Origin of the sequence: Flavobacterium sp. TR2, from assembly GCF_025252405.1 — a bacterium.
In the GTDB taxonomy this organism is placed as follows: domain Bacteria; phylum Bacteroidota; class Bacteroidia; order Flavobacteriales; family Flavobacteriaceae; genus Flavobacterium.
This window is the reverse complement of record NZ_CP104307.1, coordinates 4,960,431-4,981,311: the sequence shown is the minus strand read 5'-3', so window position 1 is coordinate 4,981,311 and position 20,881 is coordinate 4,960,431. Positions and strand designations below refer to the sequence as shown.

The 20,881-nt window shown below is 35.3% G+C and carries 15 protein-coding genes and 2 tRNA genes; 10 read left to right on the top strand and 7 right to left on the bottom strand.

Annotated features, from left to right (window positions below):
* Positions 1–308: 308 nt before the first annotated feature.
* From N4T20_RS21185 to N4T20_RS21160, 6 genes are all read left to right on the top strand, one after another.
* Positions 309–3,500: a TonB-dependent receptor gene (locus tag N4T20_RS21185; protein ID WP_260671046.1), complete on the top strand. Its 3,192-nt coding sequence runs from the start codon at positions 309–311 to the stop codon at positions 3,498–3,500.
* Between the two features lie 12 nt (positions 3,501–3,512).
* Positions 3,513–5,111 carry a RagB/SusD family nutrient uptake outer membrane protein gene (locus tag N4T20_RS21180; RefSeq protein WP_260671045.1) on the top strand — a complete coding sequence of 533 codons (1,599 nt, stop codon included), beginning with the start codon at positions 3,513–3,515 and terminating at the stop codon, positions 5,109–5,111.
* Between the two features lie 20 nt (positions 5,112–5,131).
* Positions 5,132–6,169 (top strand): IPT/TIG domain-containing protein, encoded by a 1,038-nt coding sequence (locus tag N4T20_RS21175; protein ID WP_260671044.1) that lies wholly within the window; start codon positions 5,132–5,134, stop codon positions 6,167–6,169.
* 90 nt (positions 6,170–6,259) lie between these two features.
* Positions 6,260–7,492 carry a glycoside hydrolase family 27 protein gene (locus N4T20_RS21170; RefSeq protein WP_260671043.1) on the top strand — a complete coding sequence of 411 codons (1,233 nt, stop codon included), beginning with the start codon at positions 6,260–6,262 and terminating at the stop codon, positions 7,490–7,492.
* A gap of 11 nt (positions 7,493–7,503) precedes the next feature.
* The gene (locus N4T20_RS21165) at positions 7,504–8,469 is read left to right on the top strand and encodes a glycoside hydrolase family 5 protein (RefSeq protein WP_260671042.1); all 966 of its coding nucleotides are present in this window, start codon (positions 7,504–7,506) and stop codon (positions 8,467–8,469) included.
* Between the two features lie 586 nt (positions 8,470–9,055).
* Positions 9,056–10,144, top strand: coding sequence for a porin (locus tag N4T20_RS21160; RefSeq protein WP_260671041.1), 1,089 nt, complete (start codon positions 9,056–9,058; stop codon positions 10,142–10,144).
* Positions 10,145–10,455: 311 nt separating this feature from the next.
* Here the strand turns inward: N4T20_RS21160 and N4T20_RS21155 are convergent, their stop codons facing one another.
* From N4T20_RS21155 to N4T20_RS21135, 5 genes are all read right to left on the bottom strand, one after another.
* A complete protein-coding gene (locus N4T20_RS21155; protein WP_260671040.1) occupies positions 10,456–11,361 on the bottom strand; it encodes an N-acetylmuramoyl-L-alanine amidase in 906 nt (301 codons plus the stop codon).
* 28 nt (positions 11,362–11,389) lie between these two features.
* Positions 11,390–11,947, bottom strand: coding sequence for a hypothetical protein (locus N4T20_RS21150; protein WP_260671039.1), 558 nt, complete (start codon positions 11,945–11,947; stop codon positions 11,390–11,392).
* A gap of 42 nt (positions 11,948–11,989) precedes the next feature.
* Positions 11,990–13,303 (bottom strand): 30S ribosomal protein S12 methylthiotransferase RimO, encoded by a 1,314-nt coding sequence (rimO, locus tag N4T20_RS21145; protein ID WP_260671038.1) that lies wholly within the window; start codon positions 13,301–13,303, stop codon positions 11,990–11,992.
* Between the two features lie 211 nt (positions 13,304–13,514).
* Positions 13,515–15,098 carry an OmpP1/FadL family transporter gene (locus tag N4T20_RS21140; RefSeq protein ID WP_260671037.1) on the bottom strand — a complete coding sequence of 528 codons (1,584 nt, stop codon included), beginning with the start codon at positions 15,096–15,098 and terminating at the stop codon, positions 13,515–13,517.
* A 44-nt stretch (positions 15,099–15,142) separates the two neighbouring features.
* Positions 15,143–16,153 carry a hypothetical protein gene (locus tag N4T20_RS21135; protein WP_260671036.1) on the bottom strand — a complete coding sequence of 337 codons (1,011 nt, stop codon included), beginning with the start codon at positions 16,151–16,153 and terminating at the stop codon, positions 15,143–15,145.
* Positions 16,154–16,255: 102 nt separating this feature from the next.
* Here N4T20_RS21135 and proS point away from each other — a divergent pair, with 102 nt between their 5' ends.
* From proS to rpsT, 4 genes are all read left to right on the top strand, one after another.
* Positions 16,256–17,734 carry a proline--tRNA ligase gene (gene proS, locus N4T20_RS21130; RefSeq protein ID WP_260671035.1) on the top strand — a complete coding sequence of 493 codons (1,479 nt, stop codon included), beginning with the start codon at positions 16,256–16,258 and terminating at the stop codon, positions 17,732–17,734.
* Positions 17,735–17,812: 78 nt separating this feature from the next.
* Positions 17,813–17,884 (top strand) — tRNA-Glu (locus tag N4T20_RS21125).
* A 45-nt stretch (positions 17,885–17,929) separates the two neighbouring features.
* Positions 17,930–18,001, top strand: a tRNA-Glu gene (locus N4T20_RS21120).
* Positions 18,002–18,155: 154 nt separating this feature from the next.
* Positions 18,156–18,407, top strand: coding sequence for a 30S ribosomal protein S20 (rpsT, locus tag N4T20_RS21115; protein ID WP_012026903.1), 252 nt, complete (start codon positions 18,156–18,158; stop codon positions 18,405–18,407).
* Positions 18,408–18,617: 210 nt separating this feature from the next.
* On the opposite strand, the gene N4T20_RS21110 is transcribed toward rpsT, so the two are convergent.
* Both N4T20_RS21110 and N4T20_RS21105 read right to left on the bottom strand, forming a co-directional pair.
* On the bottom strand, positions 18,618–19,025 hold the full coding sequence (locus tag N4T20_RS21110; protein WP_260671034.1) for a response regulator: 408 nt from the start codon (positions 19,023–19,025) through the stop codon (positions 18,618–18,620).
* Positions 19,026–19,030: 5 nt separating this feature from the next.
* Complete coding sequence (locus tag N4T20_RS21105; RefSeq protein ID WP_260671033.1) at positions 19,031–20,740, bottom strand: PAS domain-containing sensor histidine kinase; 1,710 nt, start codon at positions 20,738–20,740, stop codon at positions 19,031–19,033.
* Between the last annotated feature and the right edge of the window lie 141 nt (positions 20,741–20,881).

Sequence of the window (20,881 nt, the reverse complement as noted above, 5' to 3'; positions counted from 1 at the left end):
TTTTTTATCATAAATAAATATTATTTTTAACGAAAACGTTTGCTTTTCCAGATTTCATTGGTTTTTATTCATTGGTTAAGTTCTTTTAGAGGGTTGTTGTTGCGAATAATTTAATTTTTATATGATTTAATTTTCATATATGTTTTTTTAATCGCTTACAGTAAAAATATTATCATTAAATGATATAATATTATCGATTTGATAATGCTCCCTGTTATAGATTTGTTAAATAATTTCAAAGTAAAAATTACCCAGGCATTTACTTATGAGGTTATGCAATAAACAAATTTAACTAACCAAACATTATTATGAAAAAACTAATGACTAACTTTCTTCATTGGAATGCTAACCACAGAGCGGTTCCTTTGATTTTATTCTTGCTGCTGACTAGTAATTTTATTGCTGCTCAAGTTAAAATAACAGGAATAGTGTCTGATGATAAGGGAATGACAATTCCTGGTGCCAACATTGCTGTTGTTGGATCCAAAAACACGGCTTCTTCAGACTTTGATGGTAAATATAGTATTGATGCTCCTTCAAATGGGACTTTGGTAGTATCGTTTATCGGTTTTGATTCTCAAAAAATTGCCATTGCCGGCAGAACGAAAATCGATATTTCTTTAAAATCTAGTTCAGAAGACTTAAAAGAGGTTGTTGTAATTGGGTATGGAACTCAGAAAAAGAAAGATGTAAATGGTGCAATTTCTTCTGTTAGATCAAAAGATATTGAAAACTTAAAGCAGGTTTCTATCGATCAAATGCTTCAGGGTAAAGCTGCTGGGGTTTCGGTTACCAATAACTCAGGGCAGCCGGGTGGTGCAGCTTCTGTGAGGGTTCGTGGAACCACTTCTATTACTGGAACAAACGAGCCTTTGTATGTAATTGATGGGGTGCCAATTTCTGGAGATGCGACCGGCAAATCTACCAGCGGGCAGACTTTGGCAGGTAAAGATGGATTTTCTGCTTCTGGCGGAAGCGGTAACACGGCTATGAGTCCGTTGTCTATGATTAATCCAAATGATATTGAGTCGATGGATATTTTGAAAGATGCTTCTGCAACTGCAATTTATGGATCTCGAGGAGCAAATGGCGTTATTATTATCACTACTAAATCTGGTAAAAAAGGCGGCGGAAAAGTTTCATACGAGAACTACACTTCTTTTGCAACAATTACCAATAAATTGGATGTTTTAAATTTATCCGAATATGCGACTTTAAAAACAAATCTGGCTAAATTATGGGGTTTTCAGACTCGTCAGGAATTTTCTCATCCAGAGTTGCTTGGGGCTGGTACAAACTGGCAAGATGAAGTGTATAGAACAGCAATTTCTAACAGTCATCAGCTTTCATTTTCTGGTGCAAAAGACGGAACAAGCTATTATTTGTCTGGAAGCTATTTGGATAATGAGGGAACTATTATCAATTCTGGATTAAAAAGATATACAGTAAGATTGAATTTGGATTCAAAAATTAAATCTTGGCTAAGAGTAGGAGGAAATTTAACAGGAGGTATTACAAATGAAAGAATTACAGTAAACCAAAGTTACTCAGGACTAATTTCTAATACATTATTGCAATCTCCTGATATTCCAGTTAGAAACGCTGACGGTTCATTTGCAGGACCGCCATCTTCAGAACAGAGCGTTACATATTATAATCCAGTGGCTGAGGCATTGACCAGAGATAATAAATTGGTTAGAAAAAATTTCTTAGGAAATGTGTATGCTGAGGCTGATATTTTTAAAGGGTTGAAGTATCGCATTGAAATTGCAGCCAATACTGAATTCTCTGAAAATGATGACTTCAGGCCATCTTATGCGTGGGGAAGCCAAGTAAATTTATTGGCAGATTTAGATGTCAGAAGACAAAACTGGTATTCTACAAACATTAAAAATTTATTGACTTACGATAGAACTTTTGGCAAGCACAAAATTACGCTTTTGGCAGGTCAGGAAGCAAATGATTCTCATTGGGAAGGTTTGATTGCATCTGCGCAAGGGTTTAAAACAAATTCAATTCATACCATTAATTTAGCTGATGTAGACAATAATACGATAACACAATATAAAGGAAGCGCCTCGCTTTCGTCTTTATTTGCCCGTGTTATTTACGACTTTAATGATAAGTATAGTATTACTGCTTCTATCAGACAGGATGTTTCGTCTAAATTTGATCCAACTACAGATAACCAAAAAGGTGTTTTTAATGCTATTTCTGGTTCATGGAAATTGTCTAATGAGTCTTTTATGGAAGGAACTCGCAAATATGTAGACAATATTAAATTTAGAGTTGGTTACGGAGAAACTGGAAACCAGCAGATTCCAAACAATAGTTATTCTGCAATGTTAGGAACTCAAAATTCAGGTTTAGGAAGCGGGTTTTTGCCATCAAATTACCCGAATCCAGATTTAGTTTGGGAATCTTTAAATCAGACGAATTTAGGTATCGATTTTACATTATTGAATAATAAGCTTTCTGCAAGTTTTGATGTTTACGATAAAAAATCTAAAGGTTTCTTGTTTCAAGTGCCATTGCCTTTATACCTGACAGGTGGCGGAGGCCAATATGGGGGAGTTTCTGCTCCATATTCTAACTTAGGGACAATGAGCAATAAAGGGTACGATATTACGGTTGGCTACGATTTAAGGTCTTCGGGTAAATTTAACTGGGATGCTTCTTTGGTTGTCTCTCACTACAAAAACAATCTAGATGAAATTGCTAACGGAATTGTATTGACTCAAGAGGTTAACACTAACGGATATCAGCCGGTAGTAGTTACAAATACTACAATTGGAAACCCAATCGGACTGTTTTATGGCTATAAAACAGATGGAATCTTTAAAGATCAGACAGTTTTAGATAATGCGCCGCTTCAATTTGGGCAAGCAGTAGGAACAGGTGCCGGAGAAACAGCTTTAGGAGATGTTAAATATGTGGATGTAAATGGAGACGGAAAAATTGATGCAAATGATAAAACATTTATCGGAAATCCGCATCCAAAATTCACTTACGGGTTTACAAATAATTTCAAATATAAAAATGTAGACCTTTCTATTTTTCTTCAAGGTTCATATGGGAATGATGTCATGAATTTGACTAGAAGAGCAGGCACAACAAATGCTTCTTTGTATGATAATCAATTAGTGGAAGCGATGGATTATTATTCTCCAACAAATACAGCAAGCAATAATCCAAGACCAATAGCAGATTCTTCAAATAATAACCTTCTTATTTCAGACCGTTATGTTGAAGATGGTTCGTACTTAAGAATTCAAAATATTACGTTGGGGTACTCTCTGCCGCAAGATGTAATTTCAAAATATAAAATATCAAGATTAAGATTGTACGGGTCTGCTCAGAACTTGTATACGTTTACCAATTATTCAGGTTACGATCCAGAGATTGGTTCATTTAATCAGAATGTGCTTTTATCAGGAATTGATAACGGAAGATATCCGGTGGCTAGAACATTTTTAGTTGGACTTAACCTAGAATTTTAAAAATTAAAGAAAATGAAAAAGAAATCTTTTTTAAATAGATATAGCCTGCTTTTAATGGCAGTGACATTTTTGGCTTTCGGATCTTGTCAGGATGAATTTACTGATAGGCCTTCTGAAGATGGAATAAGTTTGGATTCGTACTACAGCACAGACGATCAGGTGGCATCAGCAACAAATGGTATGTACAGTAGAACTTGGTTTCAAATGTATAATAAATTTTGGTGGGCGCTAGAAGTAGGATCTGGAAATATGTATTCTGGTTCTCCTGACGTAAGCGGATTAAGAACTTTCTCTTTAAACGGAAGCGATCCCGAATTGGTAAACGGATGGTCTTCTTTATGGGCAAATGTACAGCAGTCTAATATGATTATTAATTTCCTTACTGCAAGAGTTGGGCCAGGAGTTTCTCGAGATGTCTTGAATAATACTATGGGGGAAGCTTATTTTATGAGGGCCACTGCTTATTTTGATTTAGTGAGACTTTGGGGGCCAGTGCCAATCATTGAAAACCCGTTAGATTACACGAGCAATCCTTATGTAAATACAAATACAGTTGAAGATATCTATAAATTAATCACATCTGATTATTTAAAGGCAATTGATTTATTGGTGGCAAAAAACAGAGGCGCCAATTATGCCAATAACGGGCACGTTTCCAAAGGTTCTGCAAAAGCAATGCTGGCAAAAGTATATTTGTACCAAAAAGACTATGCAAAAGCCAGAACAATGGCAGAAGATGTTATCAATAGCGGTGAGTTTAAACTATTAGGAGGGGATCAGCTTCCTGGGAAAAGTTTTGCTGATTTGTTTACATATGCAAACAATAATAACGAAGAGTCAATTTTTGCGCTTCAATGGAAAGGAGACGGTGCTTATGGATCTGCAAATAACTGTAACACGCAATTCGGGTTTCAAGATGGCACATTGTCAACTTCTAATGCATCTTATGCTGGAGTTTTTGGACCAAGCCAAGAAGTGATGCTTTCTCTATATGATGCTGGCGATTTAAGAAAACATGAAACCGTAATGACAGGCGGTGATACTTACCCAAACATCAAAACTACGCAAGGAATTGGGTTTACAGTTCCATCAGGTAAAGACCTTGCTCAGGCATCTGGAGGAGCAATCAAAAAATATTGCATTGGCGTGGTTAACGGAAATGTAACAGGTCAGGCAGACGGATGGGCAATGATGGATAACAATACCTATGTAATGCGTTACGCAGAATTGCTGCTGATTCATGCAGAAGCAGTTTTAGCAGGAGGCGCAAGCACGTCAGATGCAGCGGCTTTGAGCTCAATCAATGCGGTAAGAAAAAGAGCCGGTTTAGCCGCTTTAACTTCAATTACTTTTGACGATATATTTTTAGAAAGAAGAAAAGAATTATGTTTTGAAGGAGATTATTGGTTTGATCTAGGGCGTATAGACAAAGCGAAAGCAATCGCAATCATGTCGGCGCAAAATAGAGGTGACAGATACGGAGAGCGCCACTATACGCCAGTTTATAGTGAAGATCACGCGACAAATGATTTCTATATGGACTATCCAGATAATGAAGTGGCTAAAAACCCCAAGTTATTGCAGGCTCCAGTTCCGTATACTTTTAAATAATTCCTAAAAATTAAACGAATATGAAAAATATAAAAATAAAATACCTTTTGCCTTTCATTGCAATGGCATTTATGGTACTGGGCGTATTTTCATCATGTGACAATGATGATTCTTCAGGAAGTTCTGGGGCGCCTGTAATAACAAGTGTAGCAAAATCTGTTGAAGGCGATTTGATCCCGGTTACAATTGGAGACCCTAAAAACTATTATATCATTCAAGGAAAAGGACTTGCTGGGGTTACAAAAATTTATTTTAATGATTTTGATACGTATTTTAATCCTACGCTCGTTACTGATACTGCCATTTTTGTTTTAATTGACGAAAAAACGCCGTATGCAGATGCAAGCAACAAATTAAAAGTGGTTACAAAGCAAGGAACAGTTTTGTATGATTTTGTTGTTGCCCCGCCAACGCCTAAGTTTGGAAGCTATAACCCAATAAATGCAGCAGATGGCGATGTGGTTACCATTTATGGGGATTATTTCCTTGATCCTATAGTTAAGGTTGGAACTGCAAATGCAGAGATAATTTCTTCATCATTAACAGAGATTAAATTTAAAATGCCAGCAAATTCTTTAGATAAGTATGTAAGTGTTACCAATATTTCAGGAACTACTACATCTGAAGAAGCAGTCGGGTCAGCTTTGTATGATGATGTGCTTCAAGGTGATGCAGGACATTGGATGTGGAGCGGAAGTGATACTTTTGATACTAATTTTAAAGATGATGTAGTGCAGGGACAAGCGGCAATTAAGTTTGTTTTCGGAGGATGGAATGGAGCCGACATGAAATTTAACACAAGAGATGTTTCTAAATACAAAGCCTTTAGAGTAAAAGTAAAAAGCGTTTCTACTAATACAGATGCCAGCGTGATATTTGTTTTTGGCGGATGGGCGTATCAAATTAAAAAGCCGTTAACAAACAAATGGACTACAATTGAAATTCCGTTTTCTGAAATTGGAAACCCAACTACGTTTGATCAGCTGACGCTTCAGGAATCTGGAAATTTTGGAGGAAATACAATTCTAATGGATGATATGGGATTTGTTTTAAAATAAAAATCATTTTATTGGTTTGAGTTTTGTTTAAATATTCCCTAATCTACTCAATTAGGGAATGTTTTTTTAATGTATTTTAAATTTTGTTTGATGAAAAAAATAATTTTAGGATTACTTGTAGGTATTTCGAGTCTTGCTTTCAGTCAAGGCAACACACATAAACAGCAGGCTGGAAAATTTGAAGGATTGGCCATGACACCTCCAATGGGATGGAATTCGTGGAATACTTTTGCAACCAATATTGATGAAAAATTAGTAAAAGAAACTGCCGATATTATGGTTGCATCCGGTTTGGCTGCCGCGGGTTACAATTACATTGTCTTGGATGATGGCTGGATGACGCACGAGCGCGATGCCAATGGTGATTTAGTGCCCGATCCACAAAAATTTCCAAACGGAATGAAAGCGCTTATCGATTATGTGCATAGCAAAGGCTTGAAATTTGGGCTGTACAATTGTGCAGGAACCAAAACCTGTGCGGGCTATCCGGGAACGAGAGGCTACGAATACCAAGATGCTAGATTTTATGCAAAACTCGGAATTGATTTTTTGAAATACGATTGGTGCAATACCGAAGGAATCACGGCAAAAGAAGCGTATGCCACAATGAGTAATGCATTAAAGACAGCTGGCAGGCCAATTGTTTTTAGTCTCTGCGAATGGGGAGACAATCAGCCGTGGGAATGGGGAAAGCCAATTGGAAATCTTTGGAGGATATCAGGAGATATTTATCCATGTTTTGACTGCGAATTCAAACATCCAGAAAATTGGTCGTCGTGGGGATTCATGAAAATTGCCGATATGAGAAAAGATATCCGCAAATATTCTGGGCCAGATCACTGGAATGATTTTGATATGATGGAAGTTGGAAACGAAATGAATGATACTGAAGACAAAACGCATTTTGCAATGTGGTGTATGCTTTCGTCACCGTTATTTACAGGAAATGATTATAGAAAAATGTCAAAAGAGACTTTGGCAATTTTGACAAATAAAGAGATGCTGGCAGTAAATCAGGACAAATTAGGTATTCAAGGATTTAAGTATGCAGTTTTAGATGGAGTGGAAGTATGGGTAAAACCGCTTTCAGATAAGGCTTGGGCTGTAAGTTTTGTAAACAGAACCGAAACGTCAAAAATAATTAACTTTGATTGGAAGAAGAACAAAATCAAAGACACTGATTTTGGATATGAAGCTGATTTCAGCAGCACCATCTTCAAAATAAAAGACCTTTGGAAAAACAAAGAAATTGGAAGTACAAAAAAGGCTTTCACAGCCAAAATTGCATCACATGATGTTGTAACCTTGAAATTAATCCCTTAAATAGATACATTATGAAATTAAAGTTTTGGTATGCCGCCTTTTCGCTTTTGCTGTTTGTAAATGTTTCAAAAGGACAATTTGTAAAAAAATATGGTCAGTTAAGTGTTGTTGGAACCCAGCTAGTAGATAAAGATAATAACCCAATTGTCCTTCGCGGATTGAGTTTTGGATGGCATAGTATGTGGCCGAGATTTTATAATGAAAAAGCAGTAAGCTGGCTAAAAAAAGATTTTAACTGCAATGTAGTTCGAGCTGCAATGGGAATTGAACTTGGCGATTACTCTTATATGAAGGACCCGCAATTTTCTAAAGAAAAAATAGAGGCAGTTGTAAACGGCGCTATAAAATCGGATATATACGTAATTATAGATTGGCATAGCCATAATATAAATTTGAAAGAAGCCAAACAGTTTTTTGCAGAAATGTCAAAAAAGTATGCCAAGTATCCTAATATTATCTATGAAGTGTTTAATGAGCCGGATTATGAAACTTGGTGGGAAGTAAAAAATTATGCAGAAGAAATCATTAGGGTAATCCGTGAAAACGATCCCAATAATATTATTCTGGTCGGCTGTCCGCATTGGGATCAAGATATTGATCTTCCGGCTGAAGATCCCATAAGAGACTATACCAATATAATGTATACCATGCACTTTTATGCGGCGACACATGGCAAAGAATTGAGAGATAGAACAGATTTGGCTATTAAGAGAGGTCTTCCAGTTTTTATTTCTGAATCTGCTGGAATGGAAGCCTCAGGTGATGGACCCTTAAATTATAAAGCTTGGCAGGAATATATAGATTGGATGGAATCTAAGAAACTAAGCTGGATTACTTGGTCAGTATCAGATAAAGAGGAAACCTGTTCTATTCTAAAGAAATCAGCCAAATCTGACGGAAAATGGAAAGATGAGGATTTAAAAGATTCTGGAATTAAAGTCAGAGAATATTTAAGAAAATATAATAAAGAGGAATAAGCCATTTTGGTGATTTTTTGAAAGCCCGTTCAGTTAAATGAACGGGCTTTTTTCATGGAATATAACGTCACATTGATCTTAGCTAAAAGGATGCTTTGTAAGGATATTTTTTGTAAGAATTTTGTTTGCTTAAAAATAGCTTTAAACTTGGTTTTTTTAAAGTTCCTGCAAATGGGTTATTTTTTAGTATTTGATTTATACCCTATTTTTTAATAGGGTATTTTGTTTTGCTGTTGGTTTATTTGGTGTTTTTTCTTTAATTTTTGTAGTAATTTTTATCTGTACCCTTGTAAAAATTTAAAAATTGACTTAAATGGCGTTGTTGAATTTTCAAAAACGATTATCGATAAATATCAAATCACGATTATTGGTGACTTAATTTTTGTAATCCATAATTCTTCGTCCAAAACGGCAAAAAAGCAGTTTTGAATTGTTCTACTCATACAAAAGTTAATAAATTCGCTAATGAAAATGATGGTGATTTGAAGGCGCATGAAAGGTTTTAGAAATGACTTATACTATTTAAATAGATATATAAAAGATTAACTAACCAGAATCAATTAATAACTAAAAACCAAATTAAAACATGAAAAAAGCATTTCACATTTTAGCCGCGATGTTAACAAGTTCTTTTGCCTTTGCCCAAGAAGAGGAAGCAGCCGCTCCAGCAACCACATGGGGGGGCTCTGCAGATGCGTACTATAAATATGATTTTTCAAAACAAATGAATGGATTAACGAGCTTTACCAACTCACAGAATTCATTCGAATTAGGAATGGCATCGATTGAAGCGGGTCATACTTTTGGAAAAGCTTCTGTTTTTGTAGACTTAGGTTTCGGAAAAAGAGCAGCAGAATTTTCATATAACGAAACGCCAGATAAAGATGCAAGCGCAAAATTTATGATTAAACAATTATATTTTACATACAATTTAACCGATGAATTTAAAGTAGTAGCGGGTAGTTTCGGAACCCATATCGGTTATGAGGTGTTGGATGCAGTAGATAATAAAAACTACAGTATGTCATATGCGTTTTCTTACGGGCCGTTTTTTAACACTGGGGTAAAAGCGCAATACACTTCTGGCAAATTTACAGCAATGTTAGGATTAACCAACCCGACAGACTTTAAATCGGCTATGGATGCAGGTTCTTATCAAAAAACATTTATCGGACAAGTGGGGTATATAGGAGATACAGGAAGCGCTTATTTGAATTTTACAACAGGAAGCACTAACCCAATACCGGGAAGTACAATTCCGGTTTCTGATGAAAATAAAACGCAGTTTGATTTAACAGCTTCGAAAGCAATTTCAGATAGTTTTTCGCTTGGATTAAATGCAACGTATGCTAAAACAACAAACGATTTTGATAGTAATTTAGACGGAGATTGGTTTTCTTTGGTAGGATATGCTACTTATTCTTTCAAACCAGCATTGCTTTTGGCTTACAGAATGGAATATTTTGATGCTAAAAATGCAGCTCCAAGTTTAGGAACATTGTCAGGATCAAGCGTATTTGCCAACACAGTTTCTTTAAACTACAAAGTTGGAAAACTTACTATAATTCCTGAGCTAAGATACGACGCGGCATCTGAAGATATATTTTTAGATAAAGATGCATTGCCAACAGGCGGAAGCTTCTACGCTCTAATTGCAACAACATACTCTTTCTAGAGATAAAGATTGATATTTTTTTTTTTTTTTTTGGAGCTGTCGAAACATTATTTTGTTTTGGCAGCTTTTTTACTTTAGGAAGTTTTTGAATTGTGAGTTGTGAATTGTGAATTGTGAATTGTGAATTATGAAAATTAGTTTCTTTAAAGGTTGCTGTGTATGTCTTGTATATTAGGATTGTAGAAACGCACCGCAGTGCGTCTTTTGGTGTACGTTCAATTATTAATTATGTTCTGACTGTGTTTTAAACAAAAAAAAAACGCATTTCTAATGACTAGAAATGCGTTTTGTATTTTAAAATAAATCTTTATTTATTGAACTTGCTTTTTATAAATCGAATAAATAGTATCAATTGTTTTTCTGTCTAAGACTGAGGTTGCATCGGTTTGAATGTAATGCAGTTTGAATGCTTGAATTGCAGCAGTTAAATTCTTGGTATTGTAACCGATAATTCTTAGTGCAGGCTCAATTTTAAAATCGAATGGTGCAGGTTCTAAGACTTCGTCTGGCCAAATTCCAAATCCTTTTTCTGCTAAGGTTTTCCACGGAAATAAGGCGCTCGGATCTTGTTTTCTTCCTGGAGCAATGTCAGCGTGGCCTAAAAAGTTTTGTGTCGGAATGTTGTAATCCTTTTTTAGTTTGGTTAACAAAGCCACTAAACTACTAATTTGTGCCTCAGTAAAAGGTTTAAATCCGTTATTGTCCAATTCGATTCCGATTGAGCAGGAGTTTAAATCGGTTGTTTTCCCCCAAGTAGAATTTCCGGCGTGCCATGCTCTCAAATAGTCATTAAGCATTTGCACTACTTTTCCGTTTTCAGAAATGACATAGTGCGCGCTTACCTGAGTTTTTGTTTTTGTAAAAGTATTAATCGTCTGCTGAAGAGAATCTTGAGCTGTATGATGAATAATTACGAAACTTGGTTTTCTTAAATTGAAATTTACCGTACCAATCCATTCAGTGTTGATTCCGTTCTGCAAATAAGTAGAATTTGTCTTTGATAAGGTGTCTTTCACAATTCTCAACTGCTGTGCATAAGAAGTATCAATCACAACAGGAGAAACTGCAGGGATTGGCTTGGCCTCTTTGCTTGTAATCTGGTTTTCCAAATTTTTCAGCTGCTGATCATAAGCTTTTTCAGTATTCTTGTACGGATTTGTAGAACAAGCACTGATAATAGCTGCTAAAATCAGATAACAAAAAAGTTTTTTTGTCATAATTCGTTGCTTTATAAGTTAATAACGATTATTCTGAAATTTTCGTATCTGGGGTTTCTTTTACTTCTTTAGAATCTTCTTTCGAATCTTTATCTTTTTTCTTTTTCGATTTGGTCTTTTTTACTTCTTTTAAAGTGTTCATGAAAGTTTTGTACTTTTCAATTTGATCAGGATTTAAAAAAGCAGTAACTTTTTTATCAGTACTTTCTCGTAAAGCTTTTATCTGCTCAATTTTTTGATCTTGGCTGCTGCTTTCATTTTTTAGTAAAATGCCTTGTTCGCGTATGCTGTCAGCCAAAACGTTTGTAATGGCAATTGCCTGCAATTCATCTAAATTTACTTGAGGTTTCATTTGCTCTACAATCATCCCTGCAGTTTCTTCAGGTGGGGTTTCTTTAGGCTTGCTTTGAGATCCCTGCTGTTGTCCGGCCATCATGCTTCTGTCCATACCCATTCCGCCTCCTCTTCCGTAACCGCCGCCATAACCGTTGCCATATCCATTATTGTATCCTCCGCGATATTGAGCAGAAACAGTAAAAGTGAATAAGCCAAAAACTAAAATAAATAAAGTTTGAAAAGGTTTCATAAAAGTATTTTTATCTGTGATTAACAATTGTTCAGCGTAAATTTAAGCAGGTTCCCCGTATAAATCAAATTCTGTAGCTTCAATTATTTTGATATTAACAAATTCGCCTGTTTTTACATAATGTTTAGAGGCATCGATTAAAACTTCGTTATCAACATCTGGGCTATCAAACTCGGTACGGCCCACAAAATGAGCACCTTCTTTTCTGTCAATGATGCATTTATAGACTTTGCCAACTTTTTCCTGATTCAGATCCCAAGAAATTTGAGATTGAAGCTCCATAATTTCGTTTGCTCTAGCTTGTTTTACATCATCTGGAACATCATCTTCTAATAAATAGGCGTGGGTATTTTCTTCATGAGAATAAGCAAAACATCCCATTCTGTCAAATTTCATCTCCTGAACAAAGTCTTTAAGAATTTCAAAATCTTCTTGAGTTTCACCTGGATAACCTACAATAAGAGTAGTTCTAATTGCCATTCCAGGAACCGCTGCACGGAAATCTTTTAATAATTGAGTCGTTTTGGCTTGAGTTGTACCGCGACGCATTGATTTTAAAATCGAATCAGAAATATGCTGTAGCGGAATATCAATGTAGTTACAGATTTTAGGTTCGCGTTTCATCACTTCCAAAACATCCATTGGGAAACCAGTAGGGAAAGCGTAGTGTAAACGAATCCATTCAATTCCTTCCACTTTTACTAATGCTTCAAGTAATTCGGCAAGATTTCTTTTTTTGTATAAGTCAAGACCGTAATAAGTTAAGTCTTGAGCAATTAAGATTAATTCTTTAACTCCGTTTTTAGCTAGACCTTCTGCTTCTTTAACCAATTTTTCAATTGGCTGAGAAACATGAGAACCTCTCATTAGCGGAATTGCGCAAAAACTGCATGGTCTGTCGCATCCTTCTGCAATTTTCAAATAAGCATAATTTTTTGGAGTTGTAGTCAGACGCTCTCCAAGTAATTCATTCTTATAGTCTGCACCAAGAGCTTTTAATAGCAGAGGTAATTCTGTTGTTCCAAAATATTGGTCAACATTCGGAATTTCCTTTTCTAAATCCGGTCTGTAACGCTCAGACAAACATCCTGTTACAAAAACTTTGTCTACAAGTCCTTTGTCTTTTTTATCTGCATATTCCAAAATCATATTTACCGATTCTGCTTTAGCATTATCAATAAATCCGCAAGTGTTAATTACAATAATGTTTCCTTCTTTTTCTGCAGGAGCTTCGTGTTCAACTTCTTTTCCATTCGCGCGAAGCTGTCCCATTAGGACTTCACTATCATAAACATTTTTTGAACACCCAAGAGTGATTACGTTAATTTTGTTCTTTTTTAAAGACTTGGTTCTCATACTTTTATAAATTGGAGTGCAAAATTACACTTTTTTTATTCAAACCACACTAGTTTGCAGTTTGTTTTAGCTGTTTTTTATGAAGCTGACCTTTCTGACTGCTTAGTACGCCTGAAGTTAGATTTATAATAAAAAGATTTTCTCTAGGGTAAAAAAAATCCGTCAAGCAAAAACCTGACGGAAATTTTCAATCATCTATTTTGATTTTTAATTACAATTCAAATAATAAGGTCATAGTGACATTGTTTAATTTCGAGGTAATGTTAGCTCCATCAGTAAATCCTCTTGTAAAGAAACCTTGATTTGAATCTCTTTCCAAATAAGAATATGCTAAGTCTAATTTTGTAGATCCAAAATTATACCCTAAACCTGCAGAATAGCTGTTTAATTCACCAACTGTGATTCCGTTTTTATAAGGGCTTCCTTCGTAACGGTATCCTCCTCTTAAACTCAATTGCTTGATTTTGTATTCGGCTCCAATACGAAGTTCTCCTGTACTGGTAAGACTAGTGTCAATTTGGTCGTTAATACCTCCGAAGCCTGCGTGAGTTGGTTTGAATTTGGCATTTCCATAGTTTCTTAAACCGTAGTCAATGCTTAATAAACCTGTTTTTCCAAACACATAAGCAGCACTGAAAGTCCATTTGTCTGGTGTTTGTAAAGTGTAAGATTCATAAACATTTACAACGTTAGGGTTTACATTGGCATTTACAATTGGCCCGCCTGCCGCTTGTCTTGTGGTGTATAAGCTTTGCGAAAGTTCTTCGTATAATTCATACCAAGTATTTGACTCATAGGCTATACCAAGTCTGAAATTATTAGTTACTTTTCCGATTGCTCCAAGCTGGAAAGAAAATCCATTTCCGTAGGTGTACAAATCGTTATTGAATCGTATGCTTGATATCGTTTCGTTTGATTGCAGTGCGCCATTATTGGTTTCGTAAAAACTCGTAGATCTTCTATAATCGGTGATATGAACATTTAAATTGGCTCCTAAATATAGTCGGTCTTTATAAGATGTTGCGATATTGAAACTTGCTTTGCTATTGTAGCCTCTTGAGTAAATGTCGTTGGTTTGGTAGTAATTAGTGTCTTTGCCTTTTGGAACATTTGTAGAATAAGTGCTATTAGGGTTATCCACATCATCGATGTTCATGATATATCCTTGATATCCTAATAAGGCTTGTTGTGCAGAAAAACCGCTTAGATTAGGATATTGCCCATTTGGGAAATTAGATCCTAGATAGCGATATAGATCAGAGACTGTTTCGTTGCCTTGTGTATTGACAAATTCATGAGGAACAGGAAAGCCTCCGTTGCTATAATTTGCATAGTCTAGGAAATAAGCGCCAACTGAATGGGTAGGATTGGTTCCTGCTGAGAAAATTTCATTATTGAAATTGTTGGTGTTCTCATAAGTTGCACCAATTGAGATTTTATTCCATCCGACATTTGGATTACTATTTTTAAATACAAAAACACCTCCTGCTTGATTTAAGATAAATGAATTTTCTTTGTCTGAGGTTTGAGTCCCATTATAGTTGGAGTTGTTTTTAATATTCTGATTGCTAAATGATACTCCAACTTGATTGCTGTTAAAAATGGCAGATCCAGCAGGGTTAACGCTCAATGCAGATATGTCTCCTCCAACGGCTCCAAAGGCGCCGCTCATGGCTCTGTAGCGCGCGGTTCCAGTAAGATTTTCTTGGGAATAACGTAAAGCGTCTGAAACTTCTTGTGAATATGACGCGCTGACAGTTAGTCCTGTTATAAATAGGAATAATATTTTTTTCATTTTGATAAGTTTTAGTTCAAATTTAAGTGGACTGAGAGAAAAAATTATCTTCTTCCTCCACCGCCACCGCCAGATCTCATTCCTCCACCGCCGCCACCGCCGCTGTATGATCTAGAACCGCCACTGCCTCCCATGCTAGGAGAGTAGCTTCTTGATGGAGCACTGTTGCTTGGTGTATAGCTTCTAGAAGAACCGCTGTTGTTGCTAGGAGTGTAGCTTCTGTTTGTTGTGGTATTTCCGCTATTGTTATAAGATCTTCTGTTGCTATAGGTGTTGTAATTAGAACCGTTGTTGTATGATCCTCTATTGGTAAATGTAGGACTAGTTGTTCCTCTATTTAAAGTAGAAGTTCTTCTAAAGTCAGTATAGCTATTAGATGATCTATTTGTGGTGTAACTTCTGTTTGTGGTGTAATCTCCTCTATTGGTGGTATATCCTCTGCCAGTTGAGTAGTTTCTATTGGTAGTGTATCCTCTGCCTGTAGAGTAATTTCTATTGTAGGCATAGTTTCTGTCTCCATAATAAGCTGCAGAGCCTCTTCTTCCATAGTTGTAAGAGTAGTTATATCCATAGCCATAGTGTGGATATCCCCATCCTGGATATCCCCAACCTGGGTAGCCCCATCCTGGATATCCCCATCCGTAATAAGGGTAGCCCCATCCGTAATATCCATATCCATAATAAGGGTATCCCCATCCAAAGCCAAATGACCATGTTGGAGTAGTATAGAAGTTTACAGAAACGTCAGAACTGCTGCTTCCCCATGCAGGATAAGCTATAGAGGCAGTTTGAGTGCTGTCTGAATAATTAGTATAATTGTCAACGTCAGTAAATATTTCAGTTGGCTGATTATCGTCTTGCAGTGATCTGAAGTATTCTTTGTACTGGTTGTTTGTTCCATTTGCTACATATTGAACAGATGAACCACCATAAACACCATCATTATCGTAATAAGATGAATTTTGGTAAGAACCACATGATGCTAGCAATAAACTCAGTAATCCGATTAAGTAAAAATGATTAGAGTTTTGGCGGAGTGAAAGGTAAGTTTTCATATCTGTGGTGTTTTTTATTGTTGCACATTACAAAATTAGTTAGTTTTGTCAAACTATTTAGTTAAAATTGTTTAAAACAAAATTTGTGCCAAAAAATATAATATGAGTAAGAACCTTACTACAAGATCAGAAGATTATTCGAAATGGTATAACGAACTGGTTGTAAAGGCAGATCTAGCTGAAAATTCAGGAGTTAGAGGATGTATGGTAATTAAACCATACGGATATGCTATTTGGGAAAAAATGCAAGCTGAGTTAGATCGTATGTTCAAAGAAACTGGACATCAAAATGCGTATTTTCCGTTATTTGTACCGAAAAGCATGTTTGAGGCAGAGGAGAAGAATGCAGAGGGATTTGCAAAAGAATGTGCAGTTGTAACGCATTACAGATTAAAAAATGACGAGGAGAGACCTGGTAAATTAATGGTTGATCCGAATGCAAGATTGGAGGAAGAGCTTATTGTTCGTCCAACGAGTGAAGCTATTATTTGGTCTACATATAAAGGATGGGTGCAGTCTTATAGAGATTTGCCTTTATTAATTAATCAATGGGCAAATGTGGTTCGATGGGAAATGCGTACGCGTTTGTTCTTGAGAACTGCTGAGTTTTTATGGCAGGAAGGGCATACTGCTCACGCTACAAAAGATGAAGCGCTGGAAGAATCGGAAAAAATGATGAATGTTTATGCTGATTTTGCAGAAAACTTTATGGCGATTCCGGTTGTTAAAGGTTTTAAAACAGAAACAGAGCGTTTTGCCGGAGCAGATGAGACATATTGCATTGAAGCATTGATGCAAGATGGTAAAGCATTGCAGGCTGGAACGTCACACTTTTTGGGACAAAACTTTGCAAAAGCATTTGATGTTAAGTTTGCTAACGCTGAAGGGAAACAAGAACACGTTTGGGGAACTTCTTGGGGAGTGTCTACACGTTTGATGGGAGCGCTTATTATGACGCATTCTGATGATCAGGGATTGGTGTTGCCTCCAAATTTGGCTCCAATACAAGTAGTTATTGTTCCTATATATAAGACTGATGAACAGTTGGCTCAAATTACAGAAGCGGTTAAGGATTTGACAGCTAAATTGAGAAAATTAAAAATCACTGTTAAATTTGACGATAGAACAACCCAAAAACCGGGATTTAAATTTGCAGAGTGGGAATTGAAAGGTGTTCCTGTTCGAATTGCTGTTGGTCCAAAAGATTTAGAAAACGGAACTTTTGAGGTGGCAAGACGAGATAATTTGACAAAAGAAGTCGTTGCTGGCGAAAAAATCGTTGAACACATCAATGATCTTTTAGAACAAATTCAAGCGGACTTATTTACAAAAGCATTAGATTATCGCAATACTCATATTACGGAAGTAAATAGTTTTGAGGAATTTAAAGAAGTTTTAGAAGGTAAAGGAGGCTTTTTATCGGCTCATTGGGACGGAACAGCTGAGACAGAAGAGAAGATAAAAGAATTGACAAAAGCGACGATTAGATGCATTCCTTTGGATGCAGTTGAAGAGGCGGGAACCTGCGTGTTTACTGGGAAACCTTCTTCTAAAAGAGTGCTTTTTGCTAAGGCATATTAAAAAAAAATAGTTTTTTTTGCATTAGGTATTGCGCAACTAAAAAATAGATGTATCTTTGCATCCGCAATACAGAAGCGCGGTCCGTTCGTCTATCGGTTAGGACGCCAGGTTTTCATCCTGGTAAGGGGGGTTCGATTCCCCCACGGACTACAAGTTATATTACATATTGAAAAGTTTCCAACTTAGGAGAATTAAGGTCCGTTCGTCTAGGGGTTAGGACGCCAGGTTTTCATCCTGGTAACAGGGGTTCGATTCCCCTACGGACTACAAAATTAGTTGTAAATAAGTTTTGTAAAACAAAAATTGGTGTCTCGGTTTTTGTTTTATTAGTTAAAACCAAAGTGATTGTTTTGCAATTGTGGGAGGTTTTTCTTTTTTAACTAGTATTTATAATAATTATTACATCTAAAATTAAAAGAAAATGGCAAATCATAAGTCAGCATTAAAAAGAATCAGAAGTAACGAAAAAAGAAGAGTTCTTAACAGATATCAGCACAAAACTACTCGTAATGCAATTAAAGCATTAAGATTAGCTACTGATAAATCTGATGCTGCTGCTAAATTATCAACTGTTATCTCTATGATCGATAAATTGGCTAAAAAGAACATCATTCACGATAATAAAGCTTCTAACTTGAAGTCTAAATTAACGAAACACGTTGCTAAATTGTAATTGAACAATTTATTAGATATATAAAAAAGTCCTCTTTTCGAGGTCTTTTTTTGTTTTAACTCAAAATGAAATTTTGATAAAAAATAAATTCCAAATTCCAATTTTATAGCTATTGGGGTTTGGAATTTTGTTGTTTTGAAGGTTTTATTTTGAATCTTGATTTAATCTGGTATTTAGATTTTGAAATTTGAAATTTGAAATCCTTTCTCCTTAAGGTTCTATTTTCTTTTTAAGGTATTCGAGCATTGGCTGTGTAATGGGTTTCGAAAGGAAATCTATAATAATAGGGTATTTTTTGGCCTTAGCAAGGTCTTCGGGATCAATTGTAGAAGACAAAACAATTACAGGGACAGTATTGAATTCTCTGTAATCTGAAGAAGTAAAATGATCCAAGAACTCCCATCCTCCCATAATAGGCATATTTAAATCTAAGAAAATTAATTCAGGCCTTTTTTTAGCTTTGTCGTTTGTATATTTTAAGATATTGAAATGATGAAGGGCCTCTTCGCCGTTTTGAGCCGTAATAACTTCATGTGAAAATGAAGATTTTGAAATTACTTTTTTGCATAGCATCAATGTGATAGGATCATCATCAATACATAAAATCTGCTCAAGCATAATAATTAATTTTTAAATGTTATTGTAAAAGTGGTGCCTTTGTTGACTTCGCTATCAATAGAAATTGTACCTCCCATTGTTTCTACCTGCGATTTTACAAGATATAACCCTAAACCTTTGCTGTCGGGATAGTTGTGAAATCTTTGATAAAGGCCAAATACTTTGTCGCGATTTCTTTCTAAATCTATTCCAATTCCGTTGTCTTTAAAGGTTAAGATTGTTCTCTGTTCGATTTGTTCTGCTATTATGGATATTTTTAGTTTTCTGTTTTCTGATTTGTATTTAATAGAATTGGTGAGCAGATTTAATAAAATACTTTCAATGTAGGCTTTGTTTGTAATAAGTTCTGGTACTTTATCAAATTTGAGTTTAATTATTGGTTTGTGTAACTCAATTTGAAATGAAAGCTGGCTAAATACATTTTCAAAAACTTCTTTTAAAGATACTTCTTCTTTTTGCATTGAAGGGTTGTCTTTAATGATAATAACTTTTACTAAATCATTGATGGTCTCATTTAGCAAATGGGTCGATTTGGTGAATCCGGCTAGTATTTCTTCGAGTTCTTCGTTTTCGATCGGAATGTCTTCTATTAAATTTAAAAGTCCGATTAAATTTGAAAGAGGTGCTCTAAGATTGTGCGATGTGATATAAGAGAATTGTTTTAGGTCTTTGTTGTTTTGTGTTAATTCTCGAATAAGATGTTCTTTTTCTGTTTCTAGTTTTTTCTCGTCGGTGATGTCTCTTTGTATCGAAATCCAGTGCGAAATTATCCCTTCATTATTAAAAATAGGAATCATAGAAAAGCGTACCCAGTATTCTTCTTTTTTTTTGGTATAAGTAATGGTTTCAATTAGACATTCCTCCTCATTTTTTATGGCTTTTAAAAGTTTTTTTAATTCATCAGAATCTGATTTTGGACCTTTAAAAATGTTAGGCGATTTTCCAATTATTTCATTTGATTGATAACCTGACATTTGAGAAAATGCTGGATTAACATACACTATTTTCGGTATTTTTCTTTCAGAAGAATTGGCTTCGGTAATTAAAATAGAGTCTTTAGATTGTGTAATTACAGTTTCTAAAAGTTTTAGCCTTTGTTCTTCTTCTTTTTGTTTTGTAATGTCCTGAATCGCCCCAATCATTCTGATTGCTCTTCCGTTTTCATCCTTTAAAAGAAAACCTCGATCCAAAACGTATTTGTATGTTCCGTCAGCGCATCTAAAACGATATTGATCCTGCCATTTTTCAGTTTTTTGCTCTATAAAAGAATAGAGTTTTATTGACATTCGGATGCTGTCTTCTGGGTGAATTTTGTCGAACCACCATTTAGAAGTTTTGCCAACTTCTTTCGGGTCATAACCAAAAACACCTTCAATTCCTTTGTTCCAATTAATACTGTCCTCTTGAATTTTCCAATCCCAAATAGTATCACTAGTCGCTTTTGCTACAATGTCATATTTCTCATTAGATTCTTTTATTTCTTCATTGGTTCTGTTTAATTTTTCAAAGATGGTAATGTTTCTTTTGTCATTTTTTGAAAGTATAAATCTAAAAACCAATCCTGTAATTAGAATAAATGCAACGTCTTTTATTAAAGATAAATATAAATATTCTGAAGAAGAAAAGTAGGCTGTGAGTAATTTATGACATAAGACCGCCATAATTATCGAGATGATTGTATAAATAAGAGTAATTTGGAGAGTTTTACTTTTCATCACTTCAAATATAGTTAATTTAACTATAATTAAACGTATGTTAATGTCATTTTGAAACCGATATTTTAATGTTTTATATTAACTAATTGATTGTATATACGCAAACTATGGCAGAAACATTTTTTTTTAGAAAATAAAGTG

Bases quoted from the DNA above. Each gene is read 5' to 3' on its own strand.
- N4T20_RS21185 (WP_260671046.1), top strand. From the start codon at position 309: ATGAAAAAACTAATGACTAACTTTCTTCATTGGAATGCTAACCACAGA.
- N4T20_RS21175 (WP_260671044.1), top strand. From the start codon at position 5,132: ATGAAAAATATAAAAATAAAATACCTTTTGCCTTTCATTGCAATGGCA.
- N4T20_RS21135 (WP_260671036.1), bottom strand. From the start codon at position 16,153: ATGAAAACTTACCTTTCACTCCGCCAAAACTCTAATCATTTTTACTTA.
- N4T20_RS21105 (WP_260671033.1), bottom strand. From the start codon at position 20,740: ATGAAAAGTAAAACTCTCCAAATTACTCTTATTTATACAATCATCTCG.
- N4T20_RS21155 (WP_260671040.1), bottom strand. From the start codon at position 11,361: ATGACAAAAAAACTTTTTTGTTATCTGATTTTAGCAGCTATTATCAGT.
- proS (WP_260671035.1), top strand. From the start codon at position 16,256: ATGAGTAAGAACCTTACTACAAGATCAGAAGATTATTCGAAATGGTAT.
- N4T20_RS21140 (WP_260671037.1), bottom strand. From the start codon at position 15,098: ATGAAAAAAATATTATTCCTATTTATAACAGGACTAACTGTCAGCGCG.
- N4T20_RS21165 (WP_260671042.1), top strand. From the start codon at position 7,504: ATGAAATTAAAGTTTTGGTATGCCGCCTTTTCGCTTTTGCTGTTTGTA.
- N4T20_RS21170 (WP_260671043.1), top strand. From the start codon at position 6,260: ATGAAAAAAATAATTTTAGGATTACTTGTAGGTATTTCGAGTCTTGCT.
- rimO (WP_260671038.1), bottom strand. From the start codon at position 13,303: ATGAGAACCAAGTCTTTAAAAAAGAACAAAATTAACGTAATCACTCTT.
- rpsT (WP_012026903.1), top strand. From the start codon at position 18,156: ATGGCAAATCATAAGTCAGCATTAAAAAGAATCAGAAGTAACGAAAAA.
- N4T20_RS21150 (WP_260671039.1), bottom strand. From the start codon at position 11,947: ATGAAACCTTTTCAAACTTTATTTATTTTAGTTTTTGGCTTATTCACT.
- N4T20_RS21110 (WP_260671034.1), bottom strand. From the start codon at position 19,025: ATGCTTGAGCAGATTTTATGTATTGATGATGATCCTATCACATTGATG.
- N4T20_RS21180 (WP_260671045.1), top strand. From the start codon at position 3,513: ATGAAAAAGAAATCTTTTTTAAATAGATATAGCCTGCTTTTAATGGCA.
- N4T20_RS21160 (WP_260671041.1), top strand. From the start codon at position 9,056: ATGAAAAAAGCATTTCACATTTTAGCCGCGATGTTAACAAGTTCTTTT.